This window comes from Streptomyces sp. NPDC006551, assembly GCF_040611675.1.
Taxonomy (GTDB): Bacteria; Actinomycetota; Actinomycetes; order Streptomycetales; family Streptomycetaceae; genus Streptomyces.
The window spans coordinates 1-26,314 of the sequence record NZ_JBEXOT010000028.1; the positions used below are offsets into that span (position 1 = coordinate 1).

Annotated in this window: 20 protein-coding genes and 1 pseudogene; 9 read left to right on the forward strand and 12 right to left on the reverse strand. The window is 70.8% G+C overall.

The features are described from left to right. Nucleotides 1-105: 105 nt before the first annotated feature. The 4 genes from ABZY12_RS23115 to ABZY12_RS23130 all read right to left on the reverse strand — a co-directional run bounded on the left by ABZY12_RS23115 (nt 106) and on the right by ABZY12_RS23130 (nt 5,007). The gene (locus ABZY12_RS23115; protein WP_356893247.1) at nt 106-1,773 is read right to left on the reverse strand and encodes a glycoside hydrolase family 13 protein; all 1,668 of its coding nucleotides are present in this window, start codon (nt 1,771-1,773) and stop codon (nt 106-108) included. Nucleotides 1,774-1,835: 62 nt separating this feature from the next. Then, complete coding sequence (locus tag ABZY12_RS23120; RefSeq protein WP_356893394.1) at nt 1,836-2,705, reverse strand: carbohydrate ABC transporter permease; 870 nt, start codon at nt 2,703-2,705, stop codon at nt 1,836-1,838. Beyond that, nucleotides 2,699-3,712, reverse strand: a complete 1,014-nt coding sequence (locus ABZY12_RS23125) for a sugar ABC transporter permease (protein WP_356893249.1) — start codon at nt 3,710-3,712, stop codon at nt 2,699-2,701. Before ABZY12_RS23125 ends, ABZY12_RS23120 begins: the two co-directional genes overlap by 7 nt. Nucleotides 3,713-3,732: 20 nt before the next feature. Beyond that, on the reverse strand, nt 3,733-5,007 hold the full coding sequence (locus ABZY12_RS23130; protein WP_356893251.1) for an extracellular solute-binding protein: 1,275 nt from the start codon (nt 5,005-5,007) through the stop codon (nt 3,733-3,735). Nucleotides 5,008-5,353: 346 nt separating this feature from the next. On the opposite strand from ABZY12_RS23130, the gene ABZY12_RS23135 reads away from it, so the two are divergent. The 3 genes from ABZY12_RS23135 (at nt 5,354) to ABZY12_RS23145 (ending at nt 9,248) form a co-directional block, all read left to right on the forward strand. Then, on the forward strand, nt 5,354-7,114 hold the full coding sequence (locus ABZY12_RS23135; protein ID WP_356893253.1) for an alpha-amylase family glycosyl hydrolase: 1,761 nt from the start codon (nt 5,354-5,356) through the stop codon (nt 7,112-7,114). A 25-nt stretch (nt 7,115-7,139) separates the two neighbouring features. Continuing rightward, the gene (locus ABZY12_RS23140; RefSeq protein WP_356893255.1) at nt 7,140-8,168 is read left to right on the forward strand and encodes a LacI family DNA-binding transcriptional regulator; all 1,029 of its coding nucleotides are present in this window, start codon (nt 7,140-7,142) and stop codon (nt 8,166-8,168) included. Between the two features lie 102 nt (nt 8,169-8,270). Beyond that, nucleotides 8,271-9,248, forward strand: coding sequence for a phosphatase PAP2 family protein (locus ABZY12_RS23145; RefSeq protein WP_356893257.1), 978 nt, complete (start codon nt 8,271-8,273; stop codon nt 9,246-9,248). Here the strand turns inward: ABZY12_RS23145 and ABZY12_RS23150 are convergent. Next, the gene (locus ABZY12_RS23150) at nt 9,232-10,800 is read right to left on the reverse strand and encodes an amidohydrolase (RefSeq protein WP_356893259.1); all 1,569 of its coding nucleotides are present in this window, start codon (nt 10,798-10,800) and stop codon (nt 9,232-9,234) included. The genes ABZY12_RS23145 and ABZY12_RS23150 overlap by 17 nt on opposite strands. Further along, entirely contained in the window at nt 10,710-12,278 is a 1,569-nt protein-coding gene (locus tag ABZY12_RS23155) for an APC family permease (protein ID WP_356893261.1), read from the reverse strand. The genes ABZY12_RS23150 and ABZY12_RS23155 overlap by 91 nt, the downstream gene beginning before the upstream one ends. 126 nt (nt 12,279-12,404) lie before the next feature. Here ABZY12_RS23155 and ABZY12_RS23160 point away from each other — a divergent pair, with 126 nt between their 5' ends. After that, nucleotides 12,405-13,007 (forward strand): TetR/AcrR family transcriptional regulator C-terminal domain-containing protein, encoded by a 603-nt coding sequence (locus ABZY12_RS23160; protein WP_356893263.1) that lies wholly within the window; start codon nt 12,405-12,407, stop codon nt 13,005-13,007. A 120-nt stretch (nt 13,008-13,127) separates the two neighbouring features. Here ABZY12_RS23160 and ABZY12_RS23165 read toward each other — a convergent pair whose 3' ends face one another. Then, nucleotides 13,128-16,124, reverse strand: coding sequence for a bifunctional [glutamine synthetase] adenylyltransferase/[glutamine synthetase]-adenylyl-L-tyrosine phosphorylase (locus ABZY12_RS23165; RefSeq protein WP_356893265.1), 2,997 nt, complete (start codon nt 16,122-16,124; stop codon nt 13,128-13,130). 139 nt (nt 16,125-16,263) lie between these two features. On the opposite strand from ABZY12_RS23165, the gene ABZY12_RS23170 reads away from it, so the two are divergent. Both ABZY12_RS23170 and ABZY12_RS23175 read left to right on the forward strand, forming a co-directional pair. Continuing rightward, nucleotides 16,264-16,776, forward strand: a complete 513-nt coding sequence (locus tag ABZY12_RS23170; protein ID WP_356893267.1) for a pyridoxamine 5'-phosphate oxidase family protein — start codon at nt 16,264-16,266, stop codon at nt 16,774-16,776. A gap of 11 nt (nt 16,777-16,787) precedes the next feature. Further along, nucleotides 16,788-17,219: a VOC family protein gene (locus tag ABZY12_RS23175; protein ID WP_356893269.1), complete on the forward strand. Its 432-nt coding sequence runs from the start codon at nt 16,788-16,790 to the stop codon at nt 17,217-17,219. 207 nt (nt 17,220-17,426) lie between these two features. Here ABZY12_RS23175 and ABZY12_RS23180 read toward each other — a convergent pair whose 3' ends face one another. From ABZY12_RS23180 to ABZY12_RS23200, 5 genes and pseudogenes are all read right to left on the reverse strand, one after another. Further along, nucleotides 17,427-17,945, reverse strand: coding sequence for a GNAT family N-acetyltransferase (locus ABZY12_RS23180; RefSeq protein ID WP_356893271.1), 519 nt, complete (start codon nt 17,943-17,945; stop codon nt 17,427-17,429). A 650-nt stretch (nt 17,946-18,595) separates the two neighbouring features. Beyond that, on the reverse strand, nt 18,596-19,750 hold the full coding sequence (locus ABZY12_RS23185) for an MFS transporter (RefSeq protein ID WP_356893396.1): 1,155 nt from the start codon (nt 19,748-19,750) through the stop codon (nt 18,596-18,598). A 231-nt stretch (nt 19,751-19,981) separates the two neighbouring features. Further along, nucleotides 19,982-20,941: pseudogene (locus tag ABZY12_RS23190) on the reverse strand (IS5 family transposase). A 105-nt stretch (nt 20,942-21,046) separates the two neighbouring features. Then, a complete protein-coding gene (locus ABZY12_RS23195) occupies nt 21,047-22,405 on the reverse strand; it encodes a PQQ-binding-like beta-propeller repeat protein (protein WP_356893273.1) in 1,359 nt (452 codons plus the stop codon). Nucleotides 22,406-22,816: 411 nt separating this feature from the next. Then, entirely contained in the window at nt 22,817-24,178 is a 1,362-nt protein-coding gene (locus tag ABZY12_RS23200) for a glutamine synthetase family protein (protein ID WP_352188302.1), read from the reverse strand. A gap of 308 nt (nt 24,179-24,486) precedes the next feature. Between ABZY12_RS23200 and ABZY12_RS23205 the strand changes: the two genes are divergently transcribed. From ABZY12_RS23205 to ABZY12_RS23215, 3 genes are all read left to right on the forward strand, one after another. Next, nucleotides 24,487-24,825 (forward strand): hypothetical protein, encoded by a 339-nt coding sequence (locus ABZY12_RS23205; RefSeq protein ID WP_356893275.1) that lies wholly within the window; start codon nt 24,487-24,489, stop codon nt 24,823-24,825. Between the two features lie 79 nt (nt 24,826-24,904). Then, nucleotides 24,905-25,552 carry a DUF3105 domain-containing protein gene (locus ABZY12_RS23210; protein WP_356893277.1) on the forward strand — a complete coding sequence of 216 codons (648 nt, stop codon included), beginning with the start codon at nt 24,905-24,907 and terminating at the stop codon, nt 25,550-25,552. Between the two features lie 56 nt (nt 25,553-25,608). Continuing rightward, nucleotides 25,609-26,199: a DUF305 domain-containing protein gene (locus ABZY12_RS23215; RefSeq protein ID WP_356893398.1), complete on the forward strand. Its 591-nt coding sequence runs from the start codon at nt 25,609-25,611 to the stop codon at nt 26,197-26,199. Nucleotides 26,200-26,314 lie beyond the last annotated feature (115 nt).

A 26,314-nucleotide genomic window follows, 5' to 3' on the forward strand; every position in this document is an offset into this window, starting at 1 on the left:
TCCTTTGTACCTGCCATCTTAGGTGCCCGTCGGGCGCCCCCGGGGGGGGCGCTTGGCGCGGCGGGGGGGGTCCGCCGGCCCCCCCCCCCCGCGGCAGGGGGATCGTCACACCGCCCACCAGACGGTGGTGTCGGCGGGCAGCTCCACGACGCCTTCCCCGTGGGAGACAGGCTCGTTGGCGAGCAGGAACCGGCCGGGCAGCGGGACGGAGATGGCCCGGCCGGTGGTATTGGCGGTGCAGACGAAGCCGTCGCGGCGGAAGGCGAGGACGCCCTCGGGCGCCTCCATCCACTCGACACCCTCGCCCGCACCGAGTCCGGGCTGTTCGCGGCGCACGGCGAGCGCGCTGCGGTACAGCTCCAGGGTGGAGCCGGGGTCCCCGGCCTGGGCCTCGACGCTGAGCCCGCCCCAGGTGGCCGGCTGCGGCAGCCAGCTGCCGCCGCTGCCGAAGCCGTACGAAGGACCCTCGACGGTCCAGGGGATGGGTACCCGGCAGCCGTCGCGGAAGCCGTCCTGCCCGGTGGCCCGGAAGAACGAAGGGTCCTGGCGGACCTCGTCGGGCAGGTCGGTGACGTCCGGCAGGCCGAGCTCCTCGCCCTGGTAGACGTAGGCAGAGCCGGGCAGCGCCAGCATCAGCAGGGTCGCGGCCCGTGCCCGGCGCAGCCCGAGTTCGCGGTCGCCGGGCTCGCGCAGCTGGGTGCCGAGGCCCGCCGGGTTGGCGAACCGGGTCGCGTGCCGGGTCACGTCGTGGTTGGACAGCACCCAGGTGGTGGGGGCGCCGACCGGGCGCATCGCGGAGAGCGAGGCGTCGATGACCCGGCGCAGCTCGGCCGCGTCCCAATGGGTGCCGAGGTACTGGAAGTTGAACGCCTGGTGCATCTCGTCGGGGCGCACGTAGTTCGCGGTGCGCTCGACGGTGGGGGTCCACGCCTCGGCGACGAGGACGCGCTCGCCGTCGTACTCGCTGAGCACCTGCCGCCAGGAGCGGTAGATCTCGTGGACGCCGTCCTGGTCGAAGAAGGGCATGACGTCGTTGCCGAGCAGCTTGAGCTGGTCATGGGCGCCGATGTCGGGCAGGCCCTCGGCCTTGACCAGGCCGTGGGCGACGTCGACGCGGAAGCCGTCGACGCCCATGTCGAGCCAGAAGCGCAGGATGGAACGGAACTCGTCGCGGACCGCCGGGTGTTCCCAGTTGAAGTCCGGCTGCTCGGGCGCGAAGAGGTGCAGGTACCACTCCCCCGGCGTGCCGTCCGGCTCGGTGACCCGCGTCCACGCCGGACCGCCGAAGATGGACTCCCAGTCGTTGGGCGGCAGTTCGCCGTCCGCGCCCTTGCCGACGCGGAAGTGGTAGCGCTCGCGCAGCGGTGATCCGGGGCCCTCGCGCAGGGCGCGCTGGAACCACTCGTGCTGGTCGGAGGAGTGGTTGGGGACCAGGTCGACGATGATCCGCAGGCCCAGCTCGTGCGCCTCGCGGATCAGCGCGTCGGCGTCGAGGAGGCTGCCGAACATCGGGTCGATGGCCCGGTAGTCGGCGACGTCGTAACCGGCGTCGGCCTGCGGAGAGGCGTAGAAGGGGGAGAGCCAGACGGCGTCGACGCCGAGCTCCCTCAGGTACGGCAGCCGGCTGCGTATGCCCTCCAGGTCGCCCATGCCGTCGCCGTTTCCGTCGGCGAAGCTGCGCGGATAGACCTGGTAGATCACCGCGTCTCTCCACCAGCCCGTGTGCGTGCCGGTGGTCGGGGCGGCGGCGGGGGCAGCGAGGTGCTGGGTCATGACTTCCCTGGGAGGTAAGGAGTTGCGTACATGTACGGGCGGGTGGGCCGCCACGTGGGCGCTCAGCCCTTGACGGCGCCGGCGGACATGCCGGTCACGAGGTGCCGCTGGGCGACGAGGAAGACCAGCGCCGCCGGGATGGCGATGAGCACGGAGGCCGCGGTCATCGGGCCCCACTGGGCGCCGTACTGGTTGACGAACTTCTGCAGTCCGCCGGCCAGGGTGAGGTTCTCGTCGCCGACCATGAAGGCGGAGGCGTAGGCGACCTCGCCCCAGGCGGTGATGAAGGAGTAGAACGCGGTCACGGCGATGCCCGGCTTGGCGAGCGGCAGGATCAGCCGCCAGAAGGTGCCGAACGGGGTGAGTCCGTCGACCTGGCCCGACTCGTCGATCTCCCGCGGGATGGTGTCGAAGAAGCCCTTCATCATCCAGGCGCAGAACGGCACGGCGATGGTGAGGTACGTGATGACCAGGCCGGCCGGCTGGTTGAGCAGCCCCATCGACGACATGATGTTGTAGATCGGCACGATCAGGACGGCGACCGGGAACATCTGGGTGATCAGCAGCGTCCACATCAGTCCGCGCTTGCCGGGGAAGCGGAAGCGGCTGATGGCGTAGCCGGTGGTGGAGGAGATGAAGACGCCGAGGAGCGTGGTCAGGCCGGCGACGAGCAGCGAGTTGCCGAACCAGCTGAGGAACTCGGTGTTCTCCAGCAGGTCGGTGTAGTTCGCGAACGTCGTCTCTTTGAAGAAGTCCGTGGTGGTGGCGTACTTCGCCGGCTTGATGGAGGTCAGGAAGACCCACAGCACCGGGAAGACGGCGATCACGGAGGCCACGGCCAGGGTGGCGTGCAGCCCGATCGAGGCGAGCGGCGAACGGCGTCCGCGGAGCGGGGAGTCGCCGGTCCCGTTGAGTGCGTCGGTGGTCACCAGACTTCTCCCTGCTTGCGGAGGACTCGCCGGTAGACCGCGGCGAAGATCATCAGGAGGACCAGGATCAGTACGCCCCAGGTGGACGACTGGGCGAAGTCGCGCGGGCTGATCTCGAAGGAGAACTTGTACGCCTGGGTGACGAGGATCTGGGTGGCCTCGCCGGGCCCGCCCCGGGTGAGCAGGAAGATCACCGGGAACATGTTGAAGGTCCAGATGGTGCTCAGCAGGATCACGGTGGTGGACACCGAGCGCAGGCCGGGCAGGGTGATGTGGCGGAAGCGCTGCCAGGCGTTCGCGCCGTCCATCTCGGCGGCCTCGTAGAGCTCACCGGGGATGGACTGCAGGCCGCCGAGCAGGGCGACCATCATGAAGGGGACGCCGAGCCAGACGTTGACGGCGATGACCGAGAACTTGGCCCAGGTCGGGTCGTTGAGCCACGGCAGGGCGTCGAGGCCGCCGCCCGCCAGGATCTGGTTGAGCATGCCGCGGCGCTCGTCGTAGAGGAAGCGCCAGGCGAAGACGGAGACGAAGCCGGGCACGGCCCAGGGCAGGATCAGCAGCATCCGGTAGACGGAGCGGCCGGCGATCCTGCGGTTGAGCATGTTGGCGAGGCCGAGGCCGAGGACGAAGGTCACCGACACGCAGGACACCGTCCACACCAGCGTCCAGCCGAGCGTGCCGAGGAACTGGCTGCCGGTGAGCGCGTCGGCGTAGTTGTCCAGGCCGACGAATTCGTAGGTGGCCGGGATCTCGTTGACGCCGATGCTCCGGGCGACGTTCCGCTCGTTCGCGTCGGTGAGGGAGAGGTAGATACCCCGGAACAGCGGATATCCGATGATCACGCCGATCACCACGGTCACCGGGGCGACCATCGCCCAGGCGTACCAGTGGGTGGAGAGGGAGCGCCGGAGCTTCCCCTCGGGGGTGCCAGTACCGCGGCTCCGGCCGCGGGCGACGCTGTCGCCCGCGGCCTTCGCCACCGACTGGCTGCTGGTGTCCACAGCCATCAGCCGGCCTGCCTTCCTTGTTACTTCCAGTCCTTCAGGAGCTTGCGGTAGGCGTCACCCGTCGCCTTGGCTCCCTGCTCCGGGCTGGTCTGGCCGGTGAGGACCTTGGTGTACTCGACCTGCAGGGGGGCGAAGAGGCTGCCGCCCTCGGGGACCCAGGGGCGCTCGACGGCCTTCTCGACGACCGGCTTGAAGAAGCCGATCATCTCGTTGCTCGCGACCTCGGGCTTGATGTAGACCGACTCGCGGGTCGGGAGCAGGCTGAGCTCCTTGGCGGCGGTGGTCTGCGCCTCGACGGAGGTCATGTACTCGGCGAAGGCGTACGACGCCTCGAGGTTCTTGGAGCCGGCGTAGACGGCGAGGTTGTGACCGCCCTGCGGGGCGCCCTGACCGGCGGAGCCGGCCGGGACGGGGGCGATGCCGAGGTTCGCCTTGTCGGCGAACTCCTTGCCGGCGTAGGTGTCGGTCACGGCCCACGGGCCGTTGATCATCATCGCCACCTTGCCGTCCTTGAAGGCGGCCTGCATGTTGTCCCAGCCGTTGCTGGCGTCGGTGATGGCGGCCTTGGAGTCGACCAGGTCCTTGACGACCTTCATGGCCTTCACGCCGGCGGCACCGTCGATGGTGACCTTCTTCTGCTCGGCGTTGACCATGTCACCGCCCTCGCCGTAGAGGAAGGAGAGGAACCAGTAGGCGTCGTCACCGCGGAGGTAGAGACCGGTCTTGCCGGTCTTCTCCTTGATCTTGGTGGCGACGGTCTTCAGCTCGTCGATGGTCTTCGGCGCCTCGACACCGGCGTCCTTGAAGATCTTCTTGTTGTAGAAGATGCCCATGGAGTCGATGACCTGCGGAACGGCGTAGGTCTTGCCGTTGTACTTGGTGGAGGCGGCGGCCTGCTCCAGGAAGTCGCCCTCGTTCTTCAGGGCGGCGGTTCCGTCGAGCGGGGCGAGGTAGCCCAGGTCCGCGAACTCGGGGGTCCAGGCGACCTCGGAGCGGATGACGTCGGGGGCGCCGGAGCCGGACTGGGCGGCGTTCTTGAACTTGTTCTGCGCCTCGCCGAACGGCACGTTGACGTACTTGACGGAGACCTTCGGGTGCTTCTTGGTGAAGCCCTCGGCCAGCTTCTTGAAGACCTTGTCCTCGCTGCCGACGTTCGACGTGTCCCACCAGGTGACGGTGCCGGAGAGCTCGCCCGAGCCCTTCGGGGTGCCGGTGCCGCCGTCGTCGCTTCCGCACGCCGCCAGGGTCACGCCCAGGGCAGCGACCAGCGCGGTGGCCGCTATGCCACGCCGCATGTGAACTCCTTCAAACGATCCCGGATGAACGAGGGGCGAAGACCTTCCTCATGCGACCGCTCCCTCGCGGCGCGCCGGGTTGCCAGGAACGTAACAGGGATGAAAACGAGCCGAAAGACCTTGCGAGAAATTTCTGCAAGGACGGGGGATCGTTACATCCGCGTGTCCCGAAGGTTGCCGCCGGATCGGTTGACAGTGCGGAGAGAGGCACTCTTGCGGAGCCCTCAGCACCCTGCAAGCCTTTTCGGCATTCCTTGCAGGACCGTTTCATGACCGGCCTGACCTCGTTGTCAGGACGACACCCGTACGATCCTCGGCCCTGGAACACGCGAGAGGGACACCCCACATGGCCCACGAGCTCACCTCACCGTCGACGCTGTCGGACCTTGCAAGCCCTTGCGAACAAGGCGACCGCCGTTCCGAATGGTGGCGGGATGCCGTCATCTACCAGGTGTACGTCCGCTCCTTCGCGGACAGCGACGGCGACGGGATCGGCGATCTGCGCGGGGCCCGCGAGCGGTTGCCGCATCTGGCCCGGCTGGGCGCGGACGCGGTGTGGCTCACGCCGTTCTACGCCTCCCCGCAGGCGGACGGCGGCTACGACGTGGCGGACTACCGCGCGGTCGACCCGATCTTCGGGGATCTGGCGGACGCCGACGACCTGGTGCGGACCGCGCACGAACTGGGCCTGAGGGTCATCGTGGACATCGTCCCGAACCACACCTCGGAGCGGCACCCCTGGTTCACGGCGGCGCGGGCCGGGGCGGGCCCGGAGCGGGACCGCTACATCTTCCGGCCGGGCCGCGGCGTGGACGGCGCCGAGCCGCCCAACGACTGGGAGTCGGTGTTCGGCGGCCCCGCGTGGACGAGGGTCGCGGACGGGTCCTGGTACCTGCACCTCTTCGCACCCGAGCAGCCGGACCTCAACTGGGAGAACGCGGAGGTGCGGGCCGAGTTCGACTCCGTCTTCCGCTTCTGGCTGGACCTGGGCGTGGACGGTTTCCGGATCGACGTCGCCCACGGCATGGTCAAGGCGGAGGGCCTGCCCGACATCGGGCACGGCCGGCAGGCGAGGCTGATCGGCACCCAGCGGCTGCCCTTCTTCGACCAGGACGGGGTCCACGAGATCCACCGCGGGTGGCGGCGCCTTCTGGAGTCGTACGGCCCCGATCGCATCGGGGTCGCCGAGGCGTGGGCACCGAGCCCCGAACGGCTCGCCCTCTACGTACGCCCGGACGAACTGCACCAGGCGTTCAACTTCCAGTTCCTCAACTGCCCCTGGGACGCGACGGCGCTGCGGTCGGTCGTCGAGGAGTCGTTGCGGGCCACGGCCTCGGTCGGCGCGCCCACGACCTGGGTGCTCTCCAATCACGACGTGGTCCGGCACACCACGCGGTACGGCGCGGGCGACCCGGTCACGGGCCTGCGGCGGGGCCGCGCGGCGGCGCTGCTGATGCTGGGGCTGCCCGGCTCCGTCTACCTCTACCAGGGCGAGGAGCTGGGCCTGCCGGAGGTCACCGACCTCCCGGACCGGCTCCGGCAGGATCCGGCGTTCCTGCGCGGGGAGGGCCAGGACGGGCTGCGCGACGGCTGCCGGGTCCCGCTGCCGTGGACGGCCGAGGGCCCCTCCTTCGGTTTCGGCCCGGCCGGCTCCTGGCTCCCCCAGCCTCCCGACTGGGCCCCCCTGAGCGTCGCGGCCCAGAGCGGCGACCCCGGCTCCACCCTGGAGCTGTACCGCGCGGCCCTCCGGCTGCGCCGTGAGCACCCCGCGCTCGGCGCGGGCGACGCGGTGGAGTGGCTGGAGGCTCCCGACGGCGTCCTGGCCTTCCGGCGCCGCTCGGCCGGCGGTGACGTGCTGGTGGCCCTGAACACGACGGCCCGCTCCGCCGACATCGCCGTGAAGGAGACCCTGGCCGAGTCCCCGGCCGAGACCGTCCCCGCCTCGCTCCTGCTGAGCAGCGCCGGGGTCGACGGGACCGGAGCGGGCGCCGAAGCCGATCCCGTACTCCCCTCCCCCACTCGCGAGTTGACACCGGTCGCCACCACCGGGCCCCAGGCGCGCACGGTCCGGGTTCCCGCCGAGTCCTGCGTCTGGTGGGCAATCTGACGTGCGACCGGTACAGTCCAATCCCATGACCGCGCGGCTTGCCGACATCGCAGCCCAGGCGGGGGTCAGTGAAGCCACAGTCAGCCGCGTGCTCAACGGCAAGCCCGGTGTGGCCGCGGCCACCCGTGAATCCGTGCTTGCCGCACTCGACGTCCTCGGATACGAGCGTCCCGTGCGGCTGCGTCAGCGCAGCGCCGGACTCGTGGGGCTGATAACCCCCGAACTGGACAACCCGATCTTCCCCGCGCTCGCGCAGGTCATCGGGCAGGCCCTGACCCGGCAGGGCTACACCCCCGTCCTCGCCACCCAGACCCCCGGCGGGTCCACCGAGGACGAGCTCACCGACATGCTGGTCGAGCGCGGGGTCTCCGGCATCATCTTCGTCTCGGGACTGCACGCCGACACCACCGCCGACATGACGCGCTACGACCAGCTGCGCGGCAAGGGTGTCCCGTACGTCCTGATCAACGGCTTCTCCCCCAAGGTCCAGGCCCCCTTCGTCTCGCCCGACGACCGGGCCGCGATGCAGCTGGCCGTGACGCATCTGGCCTCGCTCGGACACACCCGGATCGGCCTCGCGGTCGGGCCCAAGCGGTTCGTGCCGGTGCTGCGCAAGATCGAGGGGTTCCAGCTCGGCATGCGGGACCGGCTCGGCCTCTCCGCCGAGGAGTCCGAGGAACTGATCCAGCACTCCCTCTACACCCTGGAGGGCGGTCAGGCCGCCGCGGGCGCCCTGATCTCCGCCGGCTGCACCGCCGTCGTCTGCGCCAGCGACATGATGGCGCTGGGCGCCATCCGCGCCGCCCGGCAGCGGGGGCTGCGCGTACCCAAGGACGTCTCGGTGGTCGGCTTCGACGACTCGCCGCTCATAGCGTTCACCGATCCGCCGCTGACCACCATCCGCCAGCCCGTGCAGGCGATGGGGCAGGCTGCGGTCCGCGCACTGCTCGAAGAGGTCGGGGGGACCCCCGCCCCGCACAGTGAGTTCGTCTTCATGCCCGAACTGGTGGTTCGCGGTTCAACCGCTTCCGCCCCGACCCCGAGGAACCCCTGATCCCAGCGCGCTCCCCCTCATCCTCGGGGCGGAGCACATGCGCCGCTCGCCCGACCGGAGGATGATCGGTCGAGGGGCGTGGATCTGGCAGACTCTCTCCCTATGGGTGAAACGACCGTGAAGAGTTTGGAACGCCGGACGGCGGCCACCCCGTCACCCATCGTGGCCGACGGCAGGTTCGCCCGTCTGCGCGCTCGCGCGCCACGACGCCCGCGGATCTGGTTCGAGATCCTGCTCATCGCGGTCAGTTACTGGACGTACTCGCTCATTCGCAACGCGGTGCCGGAACAGAAGGCCCAGGCGCTGCGGAACGCCGACTGGATCTGGCAGGCCGAGCAGTCGCTCGGCCTCGCTTTCGAGCAGACCGTCAACCATGCCGTGAACTCGGTGACATGGCTGATCGTCTCGATGAACTACTACTACGCCACGCTGCACTTCGTCGTGACGATCGGTGTGCTGGTGTGGCTGTACCGATGGCAGCCGGGCCGTTACGCCGGTTTCCGCACGGTCCTGTTCGCCACCACCGGTGTGGCCCTGGTCGGTTACTACCTGTATCCGCTCGCGCCGCCCCGGTTGATGAACGGCCAGAGCTTCATCGACACCGTCCTGGTGCACCACACCTGGGGCTCGATGGCCTCCGGCAACCTCAAGCACATGTCCAACCAGTACGCGGCGATGCCGTCGATGCACATCGGCTGGTCGCTCTGGTGCGGTCTGACCATCTTCGCCCTGGCCAAGGCGCCGTGGGCGCGCATCCTGGGGCTGCTCTACCCGACGGTGACGCTGGTCGTCATCGTGGCCACGGCCAACCACTTCTGGCTGGACGCCGTGGGCGGCATGATCTGCCTGGCCTTCGGCTTCACCGTCTCGTACGTCTGGTACGGCTCGCTGCCGCAGCGGCTGCCCCGCCTGGTCGGGCCGTCGGAGCCGGTGGCGCGTGGCGGAGTGCCCGCGGCGGACGCGACCGACCGCGACCTGGACGCGACTCACCGCGACCTGGACGCGGAGCCCGCGCGGCAGGGCGCCGCGGCGAGCTCCGCCCAGGATCCCGACCAGGCCCCGGTCAGCTCCGGAAGGTGACGCGACCTCCGGCCACGGTGAGCCGGACGGGCGCCTGCTCTGTCTCGTCGGCCGGGGCCGTCACCGGGTCCACGGTGAACGCGGTGAGATCCGCCCGGTAGCCCGGCGCGATCCGCCCGGCGAACGCCTCCTCCCCGGCCGCGACCGCCGCGTGCGTGGTCAGGCCCTCCAAGGCCATGAGACCGGTCAGCCCGTGCCGCGCCGACGCCGCGCCGCGCGGGGCCTGGGCGGTGGCGAGGATCTGACGGGCGTCGTAGTGGGCGATGGGCCAGTCGGAGCCGAGCGCGAGGTACGCTCCGGCGTCCCGCAGGTCCCGGCAGCGCCAGGCGCGGCCGGCCCGCTCCTCCCCGAGCCGCTTCGACCACTCGTCACTGCGGTCGGCGCGGGTGTACGCGGTGTGCGGGGGCTGCATCGAGGCCACCACGCCGAGCGCCGCGAACCGGCCGAGCTGATCGTCGGGCACGGTCTCGATGTGCTCGACGCGGTGCCGGGGGCCACCGGGGCCGAGGGTTTCCACGGTGTCGAGGACGTGGCGGACGGCCGCGTCCCCGATGGCGTGCGTCGCGGTACCGACCCCGGCCTCGTGGAGGTGGCGTACGGCGGCGGAGTAGGCGGCCGGGTCGGGCCAGAAGGCGTCCGTGCCCTGGCCGTGGCAGTCGGCGTGCTCCAGCCAGGCGGTGCCGCCCTCGACGGTGCCGTCCATGAAGAACTTCACGCCGCCGACCCGCCACAGGCGCCCGGCCCGCTTCTGGAGCCGTACCAGGTCCTCCAGCTCCTCCCGGTCGGCGCCGGGCATGCACCAGGGTGCGAGCCGCAGCCGGAGCGGCAGGTCGCCGTCCTCCTCCAGGGCGGCCAGCAGCCCGGGGACGTCGTGTCCGCCGAGGTCCATGACGTGGGCGCCGGTCAGACCGGTGGCGGCCATGGAGCTCAGCAGCCCGACGAGCCGGTCGCGCCGCTCGGCGTAGGGCTGGGCGGGCAGCAGCGGCGTCATCAGATCCATGGCGGCGTGCTCGACCAGATGGCCGGTGGGCCGCCCCTCGGCGTCGCAGACGACCTCGGAGCGCTGGGCGAAACCGCGGGGCCCGTCGATGCCGGCGGCCTCGAGCGCCGTGGCGCTGACGAGGGTGGAGTGCCCGTCGTAGAGCCGCAGGTGGGCGGGGGCGCCGCCGAGGACGTCCTCGATGAGGTCGTAGTGGATCGGGCGACCGCCGAAGACGTTGTGGTCGAGGCCGACGCCGATCACCCAGCCGTCCCGGCGCTCGGCGCCGGCGAGCACGGACCGCAGCTCGTCGAGGTCGCGGACGGTGGAGAGGTCCGTGCCGGTGAACATCTCCAGGCCCCACACGGGGTGGCTGTGCGCGTCGGTGAGGCCGGGGGTGAGGGTGGCTCCCGCCAGGTCGATCGTCTCGGTGCCGGGGCCGCTCCAGTCGCGGGCGTCGGTGTCGTCGCCGACGGCGGTGATCAGTCCGTCGCGGACGGCGACAGCGGTGTGGCCGGTGAGTTCGGGGGTGCGGACTCGGGCGTTGACGAGGACGAGGTCGGGTGCGGACACGACGGTTCTTCTCCTTGCTCGGCGGTGGGGTCGGAAGCGGGTTCCGCGGGTTCGGCGGCGAAGTTCGCGTAGACCTCGGGGCGGGTGCGGCGCAGCCGGTAGGCCAGGAGCAGCCCGAGGAGGAAGACGCCGGGGACGAGCGCGACGAGGACCGTGTTGACGGTGGCGGAGGCCCCGGTGAACACGTCGATCTTGGAGACGACCAGGGCGATCGCCCCGGTGAGCAGGACGGCCGCGACGACCGGGGCGACGACGGTGCGCAGGAGGCCTTCGTCGTGGCGGACGCGGCGGAAGTAGAGCGGGACGGCGAGGGCGGCGAGGAGCTGGAGGGCCATGAGACCGATGCCGCCGGGGGTGTTCACCCAGAGCAGGAGCTGGGTGTACGGATCGGCGTCGGCGGCCGCGAAGCCGAGGACGACGGCCAGGCCGAGGACGGTCTGCGCGATGCCCGCGACGTACGGGGAGCGGTGGCGGGGGTGGACCCTGCCGAGGACCTGCGGCAGCACGCCCTCCTCGGCGAGCGCGAGGCCGTAGCGGTTGATCGCGTTGTGGAAGGCGAGGAGGGAGGCGAGGACGCTGGTGACGATGAAGACGTGCATCAGGTCCGCGGCCCAGCCGCCGACGTAGGTGGTGATCGCGGCGAAGAAGAGCCCGCCGGTGTCGCCCGCGGCGGCCTCGACGACCTTGTCGTCGCCGAAGGCCTGGATGACGGTCCAGACGATGAAGGCGTAGAAGAGGCCCAGGAAGCAGACGGCGATGTAGGTCGCGCGCGGAATGGTGCGGGCGGGGTTCCGGGCCTCGCGCCGGTAGATCACGGTCGACTCGAAGCCGGTGAAGGCGGTGAACGCGAAGGCGAGGACGGCCGCGCTGCCGGGGACCAGGACGTTGCCGGGGGTGAAGGAGGCGAGCGAGAGTCCGTCCGCGCCGCCTTCGAGCAGCACGCCGCCGGCGAGCAGGACGAGGATCCCGGTCTCGGCCACGAGCAGGACGCCGAGGACCTTGGCGCCGAAGTCGATCGAGCGGAAGCCGCCGTACCAGATGAGCACCAGCCCGGCGATCGAGACGGGGAGCCAGGGGATATCGATGCCCCACAGGGCGTGGGCGGTGTCGGCGGTGGCGGTGCCGAGCAGGCCGTAGACGCCGATCTCCATTCCGTTGTAGCCGAGCATGGCGAGGAGGGCGGCGGCGATGCCGACGGGTTTGCCGAGGCCCCGGGTGATGTACGCGTAGAAGGCGCCGCCGCTCTTGACGTGGCGGGTCATCGTGGTGAATCCGACGGCGAAGACCGCGAGGGTGATGCCGGCGAGGAGATAGCCGGCGGGGGCGCCGATGCCGCCGAGGACGATGGCGATGGGGGCGACACCGGCCATCACGGTGAGCGGGGCGGCGGCGGAGATGACGAAGAAGGAGATGTCGGCGGTGGAGAGCGTGCCGGTTCTCAGCCCCTCGGGCTTGTCGGGGGAGGTGGGTGCGGGCATGGAAGGGGGAGCCCTTCTGCTACGGCGGGGAAGGAGGCTGCGTGACCAAAAACCTAAAGGCTTTCGGTTGCGGCAATGTAGCCTCCGAGACGACCTACGGGAAGACCTCACCGAGAGAGCGGGAACATGGGACGGCCGCGGACACCCTTGCTTGACCGGGAGCGCATCACCACGACGGCGCTCCAACTCGTCGACGAGCAGGGGGATTTCAGCGTCCCGCAGATCGCCAGGGCGCTCGGGGTGCAGACCGGGTCGCTGTATCACCACGTGGACGGCCGGAGCGGGGTCGTCGAGCTGATGCGTGAGCGGGTCTGCGACGCGATCGACGGCGGGACGCTCGACCTGGAGCCGTGGGACGCGGCGATGGCCGCATGGGCGCGCTCCTACCGCTCGGCCTTCGCGGCCCACCCCCGGGTCATCCCGATGCTGATGACCTCACCGGTCCGCGCCCCGAAGGTCCTCGCCCAGTACGAGCGCGCCGTCGGCCGCCTGCTGACCGCCGGATTCACGAACGCCGACGTCATGACCGTGATCGTGGCCCTGGAGAACCTCGTCCTCGGCTCGGCGCTCGACCTGGCGGCCCCGCAGAGCATGTGGGAGCTGCCCGACGACACGGCCACGCCGCGCCTGGCCGAGGCCCTGGCGGCGGTGGCCTCGGAGCGCGCGAACGCGGCGTTCGAGCTGGCGCTCGAGGCGTTCCTGGCGCACTGCCGGGGGATGTGTCCGTAAGGCCTCGCCCGGCAGAGCCGATGTGTCCAGTCCTGCGGTCCTGGCCGGACAGGCCCCTGCGGGATGCCGGCGCGTGTCGCCCGGCCCACGACGGAGCGCGGCTGCCAGGGGGTCCGCGGGTCAGGCTCCGTAGAACAGCTCCTCGACCACGGCCCTGGCCCGTCGCGTGATCCGGCGGTAGTCGTCGACCATCTCGCCGACGTGCCCGGGGCCGTAGCCGAGGTAGCGCCCCACCGCCGCCAGTTCGCGGCCGTCCGACGGGAAGGTGTCCCCGGGCCGGCCGCGGACCAGCATCACGGCGTTCCGGACGCGGCTCGCCAGCACCCACGCCTCGTCCAGGATCTGCGCCTCGTCCGTCGGGATCAGCTCCGCCGCCCGGGCGGCCGCCAGGGCCTCGCGGGTCCGGGTGGTGCGCAGACCGGGCTCGGCCCAGCCGTGGCGCATCTGGAGCAGCTGGACCGTCCATTCGACGTCGCTCAGTCCGCCCCGGCCCAGCTTCGCGTGGAGCGTCGGATCCGCTCCGCGCGGCAGACGCTCGGTCTCCATCCGGGCCTTGAGGCGGCGGATCTCGCGCACCGCGTCCTCGCCGAGACCCTCCGCCGGATAGCGCAGCGGATCGATCAGCTCGATGAAACGCTTCCCCAGCTCCGGGTCGCCCGCCATCGGTTCGGCGCGCAGCAGGGCCTGGCTCTCCCAGACGAGGGACCAGCGGCGGTAGTAGGCCTCGTACGACTTCAGCGTACGGACCAGCGGACCGCTCTTGCCCTCCGGACGAAGATCGGCGTCGATCAGCAACGGCGGGTCGGCGGTCGGGAGTTGGAGAAGCCTGCGCATCTCCGTGACGACCCGGTTCGCGGCCCGCGCCGCCTCGTGCTCGGGCACGCCCTCGCGCGGCTCGTGCACGAACAGGACATCGGCGTCGGAGCCGTACCCGAGCTCGTGCCCACCGAAGCGGCCCATGCCGATGACCGCGAACCGCGTCGGCAGCCGGTCCCCCCACTCGGCGCGCACCGCGGCGCGCAGCGCCCCCGCGATCGTCGCCGCGTTGAGGTCGGTCACCGCCTGACCGACCCGGTCGACCAGCGCGCCCGGGTCGTGCTCGCGCGGGCTGTCCTCCGTACCGTACGAGCCGATGAGATCGGCCGCTGCCGTGCGGAACAGCTCGCGGCGGCGTACGCCACGGGCCGCCGCGACCGCCTGCTCGGCGCTGTCGGCGCGGCCGACGGCCGCCAGCACCTCCTGGTCGAGGTGGTCGCGGCCGCGCGGTGTCAGCCCCTCCGGGTCGCCGAGGATGGCCACCGCCTCGGGGGCGCGCAGCAGCAGGTCGGGGGCGAGCCGCCCGGCGGAGAGCACCCGGGCGAGGTTCTCGGCCGCCGCGCCCTCGTCGCGCAGCAGCCGGAGGTACCAGGGCGTCTTGCCGAGCGCGTCGGAGACCTTGCGGAAACCGAGGAGCCCGGCGTCCGGGTCGGCGGAGTCCGCGAACCAGCCGAGCAGGACCGGCAGCAGCGTACGCTGGATCGCCGCCTTGCGGGTGACGCCGGAGGCGAGCGCCTCCAGGTGGCGCAGGGCGGCCACGGGATCGGCGTAACCGAGCGCTTCGAGCCGCTGGCCGGCGGCCTTGGGGCTGAGCCGGGTCTCGCCGGGGGTGAGCTGGGCGACCGCGTCGAGCAGCGGCCGGTAGAAGATCTTCTCGTGCAGCCGGCGGACGACGGCGGCGTGCCGCTTCCATTCCCGGTTCAGCTCCGCGACCGGGTCGGTGCGCAGTCCGAGCGAGCGCCCGAGACGGCGCAGATCCGTCTCGTCCTCGGGTACGAGATGGGTGCGGCGCAGCCGGTGGAGCTGGATGCGGTGCTCCATGGCGCGCAGGAAGCGGTAGGCCGCGTCGAGCTGCGCCGCGTCGGCGCGGCCGACGTAGCCGCCGGCGGCGAGCGACTTCAGGGCGTCCAGGGTGCTGCCGCCGCGCAGGGTGGCGTCGCTGCGGCCGTGCACCAACTGCAGCAGCTGAACGGCGAATTCGACGTCGCGCAAGCCGCCGGGGCCGAGCTTCAGCTCGCGTTCCACCTGGGCGGCCGGGATGTTCTCGACGACGCGGCGGCGCATCTTCTGCACGTCGGGGACGAAGTTCTCGCGCTCGGCGGCCTGCCAGACGAGCGGGGAGACGGCTTCGATGTAGTCGGCGCCGAGCTCCGGATCGCCCGCCACGGGACGGGCCTTCAACAGGGCCTGGAACTCCCAGGTCTTGGCCCAGCGCTGGTAGTAGGCGAGGTGGGAGGAGAGGGTGCGCACGAGGGGTCCGTTGCGGCCCTCCGGGCGGAGGTTGGCGTCGACGGGCCAGATGGTGCCCTCGACGGTGGCCTCGGAACAGATCCGCATGAGGTGGGAGGCCAGGCGGGTCGCGGCCTGGAGCGCCTTCGCCTCCTCCGTGCCGGACGTGCCCTCGACGGGCTCGCCGACGAAGATCACGTCCACGTCGGAGACGTAGTTGAGCTCGTGGCCGCCGCACTTGCCCATCGCGATGACGGCGAGCCGGCAGCGCGCCGCGTCCTCGGGGGCGGCGGTCCGGGCGAGGGCGAGGGCGGCGCGCAGCGTCGCGGTGGCGAGGTCGGCCAGCTCGGCGGCGGTCTGGGCGACGTCGGTGGTGCCGCAGACGTCCCGGGCGGCGATCGCGAGGAGGCAGCGGCGGTAGGAGACCCGCAGGGAGACGGGGTCGGTGGCGTCGGCGAGGCCGCGCTCGAACTCGGCGACGCCCGGGTGCAGATCGGCCGCCTCGTACGTGACCAGCGCGTGCCAGTCACGGGGGTGGCGGGCCAGGTGGTCGCCGAGCGCCTCCGAGGCGCCGAGCACGCCGAGGAGCCGGTCGCGGAACGGCTTGGCGGACAGCAGCGTGGAGGTGAGGGTCTGGCGCTCCTCCTCGGGCTGCGCCTCGACCAGGCGGACCAGCCCGCGCAGCGCCAGGTCGGGGTCGGCGGTGGCGCCGAGCGCGTCGAGCAGCACGGAGTCGCCGCGCAGGGCGGCGAGCTCGGGAACGTCGAGCAGCCGCTCGGCGCCGGACGGATCGGTGAACCCGTGCCGCAGCAGTCGCGTGAAGATACTGCTCCTGCGTCCCGGCACCGTCATTCCGCCGCTCCCTCCGCCGTTCAAGGATTCGAGCCTATCCGGAGCGCGGAGCGGGGTCGCCCCAGGACCGGAGGACCGATGAGTTCGTGGCCCGGGCGCGGTCTGCCCTGGTGACGGCACTCGTCGAAAGGACCGCGCCATGCCCCCCGCCATGCCCACCGAGACTTCACTGGACCCCCGCTACAGCGCCCCGGAGGCGCGGGCCGCCGCCTGGTCGGAGGCCGTCGCCCGGCTCACCGGGGCGGAGGTCTTCTGGCTGACCTCGGTCCGCCCGGACGGCCGCCCGCACGTCACGCCGCTGATCGCGGTCTGGTCGGAGGGGGCGCTGCACTTCTGCACCGGACCGGACGAACGCAAGGCCCGCAACCTGTCGGCCAACGCGCGGGTGGCCCTCACCACCGGCACGAACACCCTCTCCGAGGGCTTCGACGTCGTGATCGAGGGCGAGGCCGTCCGGGTGACGGACGAGGCGCGGCTGCGCGCCCTGGCCGGCGCCTATGTCGACAAGTACGGCCCGGATTGGCGTTTCGACGTGCGCGACGGCGCCTTCGTGGGCGACGGTGGACTCGCCCTGGTGTTCGCCGTCGCGCCCCGAACGGCCTTCGGCTTCGCCAAGGGCGAGCCGTTCGGCCAGACCCGCTGGCGTTTCTGAGGAGAACCTCCATGAACTGGACACTCGAAGTCGTTCCCGTGCCTGTCACCGACCTGGACCGGGCGAAGAAGTTCTACGGCGACAAGTGCGGCTTCAAGATCGATCTCGACGACGAGGTGGCGCCGGGGATGCGGATCATCCAGGCGACCCCGCCCGGCTCGCGCTGTTCGATCGCGATGCTCAGCGGCATGCCGACGATGCCGGGTACGAAGGAGATGACGCCGGGCTCCCTCCACGGCCTCCAGCTCTGCGTGACGGACATCGAGGCGGCCCGCCGGGAACTGGTCGACCGGGGTGTGGACGTCACCCCGATCCGCCACGTCGGCGCGTCGGGCTGGGAGGACGGCAAGGGCGACACCTGGAACTCGTTCATGTCCTTCGAGGACCCGGACGGCAACGGCTGGGTGGTCCAGGAGGCCCCGTCGGAGCTGTCGGAACGCTGAGGCACACGGGCGCGGGCGCGGGGCGCGAGGCGCGGATGCGGGGCGCGGGGTGCGGGTGCGGACGCGGGGCGCGGGGCGCTGACACGGGACGGACACGGGCGCGGGGCGGGCCCGGACTCGGACGCGGCGCGGGGCGCGAGGCGCGGACGCGGGGCGCTGACACGGGACGACACCGGCGCGGGGCGGGCCCGGACTCGGACGCGGCGGTCAGGCCGTCGGGGGGAACTCCACCCGGTAGTACCTGACCCGCTCGTCCTCCCCCGCGTACCGCATCCCGGCCGCCTCCATCACCCGTTGCGAGGCGACGTTGGCGAGGTCGGCGTCGCCCTTGGCCCCGGCGGCCCCCTGGGCCCGCGCGCATGCGAGCAACGCCCGGAGCGCCTCGGTGGCGTACCCCAGTCCGCGTACGCTCGGCACGAGCCCGTACCCGACGGTCACCCAGCGCTCCGCGTCCGGCGGCCCGTGGAACCCGATCCCCCCGACGGCGACCCCGTCGGCCCGCCGCCGTATCTCGTACGCCCCGAACGGCCCCGGACTCCCGCGCAGGGCCCACCCGTTGAGGAACCCCCGCGCCCCGGCGACATCGGCCCCGGTCGGATACCCGTCCCCCCACCGGTCCTCCCCACCGGGCACCTGCGCGACGATCCGCTGCGCCTCGCCGACGGTGAGCGGATGCAGCAGGAGCCGCTCGGTGGACAGGGGCACGGGGCCGTCGTCGATCTTCACCGCAGCAGTCTCGAACCGGCCGGGGCACCCGTCAACGAGGAACCCGGCACAGCGGACGTCATCCGCTGTGCCGGGCCGTCGTTCCGGTGGGCCGTAGCCCCTCGAACGCGCTTACAGCACCGGAGGGTTCTTCCGCAGCTCGAAGGCCGTGACCTCGGAGCGGTACTCCTCCCACTCCTGCTTCTTGTTGCGCAGGAAGTGAGTCCGCGCCCCGCCACTTGGAACGATCCAGAGAGCTGCAGGTGAGAGCGCTGCCCAACCGGTGACCAGTGGTGGGCATCGGCGGCCTGTGGCGGCTCTCGGACGGCCCGCAGACGGCCCGGCCCCCGGCAGCCTGCGGCCCACGAAGCGACGCGGCCGGAAGCACAAACGACACACGACTCCGGAGGGCGCGTGCATCGCACGCATTCCAGCAGGTCAGGGGCTCCTCAAAGCCCGATGGTCCACCTGGCGTCCACGGATAGACCGCAGTCAACTCAGCCACCCGCTCGATGCAGGTGAAGAGCCTGACGACCCGCGCGTCTGCCCGGCTGGTCACTTACAACGGCTAACACAATGAGCCAAGTGGTCAGTGGCTGACCGAGCGGGAGCCAGGTCGACGGCCATGCGCTAAGTGTTCGACTGAAGCCTGTGGGCGAATCTCTATGTGTTCAGGACCGCTCGTTGCAGTCCGGCCCGACGAGGCGTGCCCCCACTGCCAGGACCATAAGCACTGCGGTGCAACCGCCTAGCAGCATGACCGCGGACGGAGAGGTGCGGTCCAGGATGACTCCCCCTACGAGTGCACCAATCGAGATCGTTGCCTGAAAAGAAGCCGTGAACAAGACCGATGCCGCTTCCGGAGCGTGCGGTGCCGCCTTGGAGAACCAGGTCTGCGACGCGACTGGTACGGCGCCATACGCGATGCCCCACACGATCAGCAGCATCACTGCGCCGGTCTCCCAGCGGCCCAACGCTGGAAGCAGGAGAGTCACCGTGGCGATCAGGGCGGCCGCGAGCCCGAAGACGCTCCGCGGATACCGGGCCACCCAGGCGCCGCCCAGGAAGTTGCCGAGGATGCCAGCGGCACCATAGAGCAGCAAGAATGCAGTGATCAGACCACCGCTGGCGTGGGTGACCTGTTCCAAAAATGGTGTCACGTAGGTGTAGGTGCCGAAGTGAGCCAGCACAACAAGGAACGTCAGCAGGAGTGCGAAGCGAGTGTCGACGCTGCGGAGCATGCCGCCCAGGACGCCCAGCCGTGTGGCCCGGACCGGAGGCAGCGGTGGGACGAACAAGAGCAGCATGATCAGTACGCCGACCGTCAGAGCTCCCATGACGGTGAAGGCCGTTCGCCATCCAGCGAGATCTCCGATGAGCGTGCCCGCCGGCACGCCGAGGACGGATCCCAGCGGGACGGCAGAGAAGATCACAGCAGTTGCCCTGCCGACCGAGGCCGGCGGCACCAGTCGTTCCGCCAACCCGGCTCCGATCGACCAGAAGCCGCCAATCGTGATCCCGACCATGATCCGGGAGGTCAGTACGAGCCAGTAGTCGGGTGCCGCGGCGGCAAGAAAGTTCGCCAGTGCCAGCAAGAGCATGAAGACGCACAGCATCAGTCGGCGATCGAAGCGTGCCGTGGCCACGGTGACCAGTGGAGCGGCGATCGCCGCCAGAAGGCCCGGCATGGTCATCACCAGTCCAGCCATCCCGTCCGAGACGGTGAAACTGGATCCGATCGAGGTCAGCAGACCGATCGGCAGGATCTCTGTGGTGACGATGGCGAAGATCCCCAGCATCACCGAGACCACGGCCAGCCACCCCATCAGCGGGGACCGAGGGGGTAAGAGTTTGCCGTTGACTGAAGCTGCGGTGGTTGCCGGCATGGCGTTCCGTCCTGTGAAAGGCAGCGCGTTTCGTGATCAGCTCAGCAGGTCTCATCGAGAGGTGGCTGGCAGATCTGCGACTGCACCCTTGCCCTTCACGGGTGATGTCGCATTCCGGCTATCAACGGCCAACGCAGTGAGGTGCCTTGGCCCTAGGGCTGGTCCGGCCGATCATGTTCGGAGCCAGATGAGGGCGGCTGCGGTCGCGGTGCCGAGGAAGACGTAGCCGCGCTTGTCGTACCGCGTGGCCACTGCTCGGGCGTGCTTGAGCCTGTTGATGACCCGTTCGACGGTGTTCCGCTTCTTGTACCGCTCTTCGTCGAAGCCTGGTGGGCGTCCGCCGCGTGAGCCTTTGCGCAGGCGGGCGGCCTGACTGTCGGTCTCCGGAATGGTGTGCCGGATGCCCCGGCGCCGCAGGTAATCGCGGCAGGGCCCGTTGCTGTAGGCCTTGTCCACGGCGAGGCTGTCGGGCTTCTTGCGGGGGCGGCCCAGTCCGGTGCGGGGGACGCGGATCTTCTCCAGCACGGGCTTGAACTGGGTGCAGTCCGCCTGCTGCCCTGGCGTGACGATCAGGGACAGCGGGCGGCATCGGCCGTCCGCGCTCAGGTGGAGCTTGCTGGTGAACCCGCCGCGCGAGCGGCCCAGGCCCTCACCTCCCGCACCACCTCCACCAGGCGGGCGACCGGGCTCTGCCACGGCGTCTCGTCCTGATGTTTCACCCCTGCGGCCCCCTTTGAACCCGGGGCCGGAGGCGGATCGGTGCGGGCGCCGGCCGCATGCTGATGCGCGCGGACGATGGTGGAGTCGACCGAGATGTCCCAGTCGATCTCACCCGCCGCATCCGCTGCGGCCTGGACCTGCTGGAGCAGACGATCCCAGGTGCCGTCGGCCGACCACAGACGGTGCCGTTCGTACACGGTCTTCCAAGGTCCGAACCGTTCGGGCAGATCACGCCACTGCACCCCGGTCCGGACCCGGTGCAGAAATCCCGTCGATCACCTGCCGGTGGTCCCGCCACCGGCCACAACGGCCGTTGCTGACCGGCAGGAACGGCCGCAGCCGTTCCCACTCGGCATCCGTCAGATCACCCGCCCCATGCCCACAGCAACGACCCGGGAAGGGAGTAGTCACATGATCGGCCGGGCAGCTGTAGTTCAGCGGTAGTCGTCCTCTTCGAGGTCGACTACCCGCGCCTCGGCTGGCGGCCTGCCTTGCCGCAGGAAAACAGCCGTCGGCTCACCAGCGCTCGAACGCGGTGAAGGCATGGTCGCCGGCCGCCCCGGCGACGATGATCCGCCCGTCGTGCTCGAAGAAGTAGCCGCTGGGCGCTTCCTCACGGAAATGACGCTCGTCGAGTTCCTCACCGTTGCCGGCGTCGTACACGAGCAGCTCGGTGATGGCGCTGGCCTGGGTCGACCACTCGCACAGCACGGTGACCCGGTCGCCCCGCACGGCCAGCCCGGCGGCGGGCTCGTCCAACTCGTTGTTCCACACCTCTTCGCCGGTCTTCAGGTCGAAGGCGATCAGCCGGTAGTGCCGTCCCTTGGAATAGGTCCATGCCAGCGCGTACATCCGCTCGCCGACGACCTCCGCCGCGTCGATCTGGCCGTAGTCGCCGCTGAGCTCGATGCCCAGCCGAGGGCGCCCGTCCTGGCCGAAGGAGACGAACGTGCCCGTCGCCTCGCCCGAGTTACTGTTCGAGGACCGTACGACCCTCAGCACCAAGGGGTCGGCCGACTCGATGACCACGCTGGAGTCCGTCGACACGGGGCGACGGGCATCGATGGGAACGTTCCACTTCAGGGCGCCGGTGCCGCGATCGAAGGCCGCCGCCATCAGCTCGACATCCTCGCCGCTGTCGGAGTTCGGGTCGTCCGCGTCCTCCCCGCCGCAGGCCAGGACGGCGTGGACCTGTTCCTTGCCCACGAACGTGTCCCACACCCCGCACGTGCCGGGAACGGCCGCCGTCCAACGGGCCTTGCCTGTGCGGAGGTCGAGGGCGCGCAGGGAACGGTTGCCACCCGGCGTCCGCGCCTCCTGCTCGGTCCGCTCGTGTTCGACCAGGGCCAGGCCGCCCCCCGCTTCCAAAAACTCGTCCCCGGGGAAGCGGCCGTCCGAGACGGTCCGCGGGACGCTCCACAGCTCTCGCCCGTCCTTCGTGTCGAAGGCGAGGACGGTCGAGCAGCCCTTGCCCTTGCCCGGCGCGGCGGGCTTGCCGCTCCCGTCGCTGGTGGCACGGTTCTCCGTGCCGTACGCGACGAGGAGGACCCCCTCGTCCGCGCGAGGCGCGCTTCCGCAGATCTGGGCGCGGCCGGGCGGTACGAACTCCCAGAGCTTCTTCCCGTCCTGCCCGTCGGCGATGCCGAAGCCGGTCACCGCATCGAACCGGCCGCGGACGGCGACGTCCCCGACGACCCAACTGTCGTTGGCCTTATTGTCGCTGGGCCGGTCTTTCGCGGTGGCCCAGGTCCGCACCATGGCGTCGCCAGGCAGATAGCCCTCGAACGACAGGAACCAGGCGGTGATGGACCCGATCACCCCCAGCACGAGCCCGATCACCACCAGCGCCTTCATGAGCCCTGCTCTGCCTGACATCACGCGCTCCCCCTACCGTGCATGGCATACCCCCCTGCGAGCGGCGTTCCGGAGACCCGCCCGACACGTTGATCTTCGAACCACGGTCAGGCTAAGGGCAGGGCCTCCCAGCGGTCCATGCCGATCCGGCGCGGGTGGAGGACGTGCCGGCCGAGGGCGAGTTGCGAACGCCGCCGGTGGCGCGGCAGTCGGCGGGACGGGCCCCTCCGACGTCCGGCGCGGGCAGATTCGAATAGCTCCGCGGGAACCTGCGGAGGCGCGCTCGGCGGGCCGTCGAGGGCGTACACAGGGCCTCCCGCGACGTCGGACGGCCCACAGACGGCCCGGGGCGACCGGAACGGGGCTGGGCCGCCGGCAGTCCGCCGTCGGCCCAAACCCTCGCGTCAGGGTTGTGCTACTTCTGACCTGCGGTTACAGCACCGGCAGGTTCTTGCGCAGCTCGAAGGCCGTGACCTCGGAGCGGTACTCCTCCCACTCCTGCTTCTTGTTGCGCAGGAAGAAGTCGAAGACGTGCTCGCCCAGCGTCTCCGCGACCAGCTCGCTCTTCTCCATCAGGGCGATCGCCTCGCCCAGGTTCTGCGGCAGCGGCTCGATGCCCATCGCGCGGCGCTCCGCGTCCGAGAGGGCCCAGACGTCGTCGTCGGCGCCGGCCGGGAGTTCGTAGCCCTCCTCGATGCCCTTGAGGCCCGCCGCGAGGAGGACCGCGTAGGTCAGGTAGGGGTTGGCGCCCGAGTCGATGGAGCGGACCTCGACGCGGGAGGAGCCCGTCTTGCCCGGCTTGTACATCGGCACGCGGATCAGGGCCGAGCGGTTGTTGTGGCCCCAGCAGATGTACGAAGGGGCCTCGCCGCCCGCGCCCGCGCTGCGGGCCGAGCCGCCCCAGATGCGCTTGTAGGAGTTGACCCACTGGTTGGTGACGGCCGAGATCTCTGCGGCGTGCTTGAGCAGGCCGGCGATGAAGGACCGTCCCACCTTGGAGAGCTGGTACTCCGCGCCGGACTCGTAGAAGGCGTTCCGGTCGCCCTCGAAGAGGGAGAGGTGGGTGTGCATGCCCGAGCCCGGGTACTCCGAGAACGGCTTCGGCATGAACGTCGCCTGCACGCCCTGCTCCAGCGCGACCTGCTTCATGACCAGGCGGAAGGTCATGATGTTGTCGGCCGTGGACAGCGCGTCGGCGTAGCGCAGGTCGATCTCCTGCTGGCCCGGGGCGCCCTCGTGGTGGGAGAACTCCACCGAGATGCCCATCGACTCCAGCATGGTGATCGCCTGGCGGCGGAAGTCCATGCCGACGTTCTGCGGGGTGTGGTCGAAGTAGCCGGAGTTGTCGGCCGGTGTCGGCTTCGTGCCGTCGAGCGGCTTGTCCTTCAGGAGGAAGAACTCGATCTCGGGATGGGTGTAGAAGGTGAACCCCAGGTCCGAGGTCTTGGCGAGGATGCGCTTGAGGACGAAACGCGGGTCGGCGAAGGACGGCGAGCCGTCGGGCATGAGGATGTCGCAGAACATCCGCGCCGTGCCCGGGGCCTCGGCGCGCCACGGCAGGATCTGGAAGGTGCTCGGATCCGGCTTGGCGATCATGTCCGATTCGTAGACGCGGGCGAAGCCCTCGATGGCGGAGCCGTCGAAGCCGATGCCCTCGTCGAACGCCTGCTCAAGCTCGGCGGGCGCCACCGCCACCGACTTCAGGAAGCCGAGCACGTCGGTGAACCACAGCCGCACGAACCGGATGTCACGCTCCTCGAGCGTCCGGAGCACGAATTCCTGCTGCTTGTCCATGTTTACGTTCCTACCCATCGTTGCTGGTCAGGCCGCCTGTTCCCACCGCCTCGGGCACATCGGAGGGCACCTGAGCATCCCACCACTTGGTTTCGCGCACGTTGCACACCCATAGTGCCTGCTCGGCTGTGACACAGGTAACGGGGGACGGGCCGATTCCGGGCGCCTGTTCCCCTCGGCTCGCCCTCCGCTCGCCCTCGGCCGGAACCGATCGGTACCCCGTTCGGCCCATCCGACGCCATCTCCCACTACGATCTGCGCCCATGGGGGCCCCGCGGCGCACACGCCTGTCGCAGCACGCGCGTCCCATGGCACTGGTGAGTGCCGTGGCGACGCTGCTCGCCGCGCTCTTCGTCTGCGCGGGCACCACCGACGCCGCGGCGCACCGTCCCGCCGAGCCACGGATGACGCTCGCCCTCGTGGCCGAGGAAGCCGAGGAATACGTCTGCCCGTACGACCGCGGCGACTGCTCCCTCTTCCCCTCGCTCAGCCCGGCGGTGCTCACCGCGCCGCCGCTCGACCCCCCGCCCCAGGCGGAGGGCCGGCTCCCGCGCCTCGACACGCCGCACCACACCGGCCCGGCGCCCCGCTCCGACGCGCGGCCCCGCGCGCCGGACCTGCACGTCCTTCAAGTTCTGCGGACGTAGCGGCCGGGTCTGCCTCACCGCTCATCCCGCACGCGACGTCACGTCATGACACCCCTCACCGAAGAAGGACGACATCACCATGGCCGCCAACCGCTCCGCCACCGCCGACCGCCGCGCCCGAATAGAGGAGATGCGCCGCGCCGAGCAGGCCCGCGAGCGCCGCAACCGCTTCCTCACGATCGGCGTCTCCGCCGTCGTCGTCCTCAGCCTCGTCGGCTTCGGCGGCTACGTGCTCAACAAGGAGTCCGAGAAGAAGGAACAGAAGGAGGCCGTCGCCAAGGCCCCCATCAAGGACGAGAAGTCCTGGGACGCCAAGAAGCTCGGCCGCAACCACGTCACCACCGCCGTGACGTACGAGATGAAGCCCCCGGTCGGCGGCGACCACCACCAGGTCTGGCAGAACTGTGACGGCGACGTCTACAAGGCGCCGGTCGCCGAGGTGAACGCCGTGCACTCGCTGGAGCACGGCGCCGTGTGGGTCACGTACAACAAGAAGGCCCCCGAGGCCGAGGTGAAGAAGCTGGCGGAGAAGGTCGGCAAGACGCCGTACTCGCTGATGAGCCCGGTCGACGACCAGGCGGGCGCGATCATGCTGAGCGCCTGGGGCAAGCAGGTGACGGTGGACAGCGCGACCGACCCGCGCGTCGACGCCTTCTTCACCAAGTACGTGCAGGGTCCGCAGACCCCTGAGCCGGGCGCGGCCTGCACCGGCGGGATCGGCCAGTGAGCCGCAAGCGGCCGAACCGTACGCAGTGGGCGGCGATCTCCGCCGTCGCCCTGGCGATGCTGTTCGCCGGGGGCGCCGTCACGGTCGCCTCCGCGGAGCGCGAGGAGGCGCCGGCGACCCCCGTGTCGGGCTCGGCGGACGCGGGCTTCGCCCGTGACATGTCGGTCCACCATCAGCAGGCCGTCGAGATGTCGTTCATCGTCCGCGACCGGACGACGGACGAGGACGTGCGCCGGCTGGCGTACGACATCGCCAACACCCAGGCCAACCAGCGCGGCATGATGCTGGGCTGGCTGGACCTGTGGGGCCTGCCGAAGGTCGAGTCCGGAACCGAGCCCATGGCCTGGATGGGCATGGGCGGGCACGGCGGCAGCGGGCCCGTCGACGGGGCGCTGATGCCCGGCATGGCGACGAAGACGGAGCTGGAGCGGCTGCGGAAGGCCAGTGGCGAGGAGGCGGAGATCCTCTACCTCCAGCTGATGACCGACCACCACAAGGGCGGGGTCCACATGGCCCAGGGCTGTGTGGACAAGTGCTCCGTGGACGTCGAGCGGAATCTCGCGCAGGGCATGGTCGACGCCCAGGAGTCCGAGATGGGCCTGATGGCGGAGCTGCTGAAGCAGCGGGGCGCGAAGCCGCGCGCCTGACGCCCCTCGGAGCCGAGAGCGGCCCCCGCGACCCGCACCGGTCGCGGGGGCCGCGCCGCACGCGGACAATGGGTGACGCTCGGGGACGTAGGTACGACGACGTTCTACGGAGGTA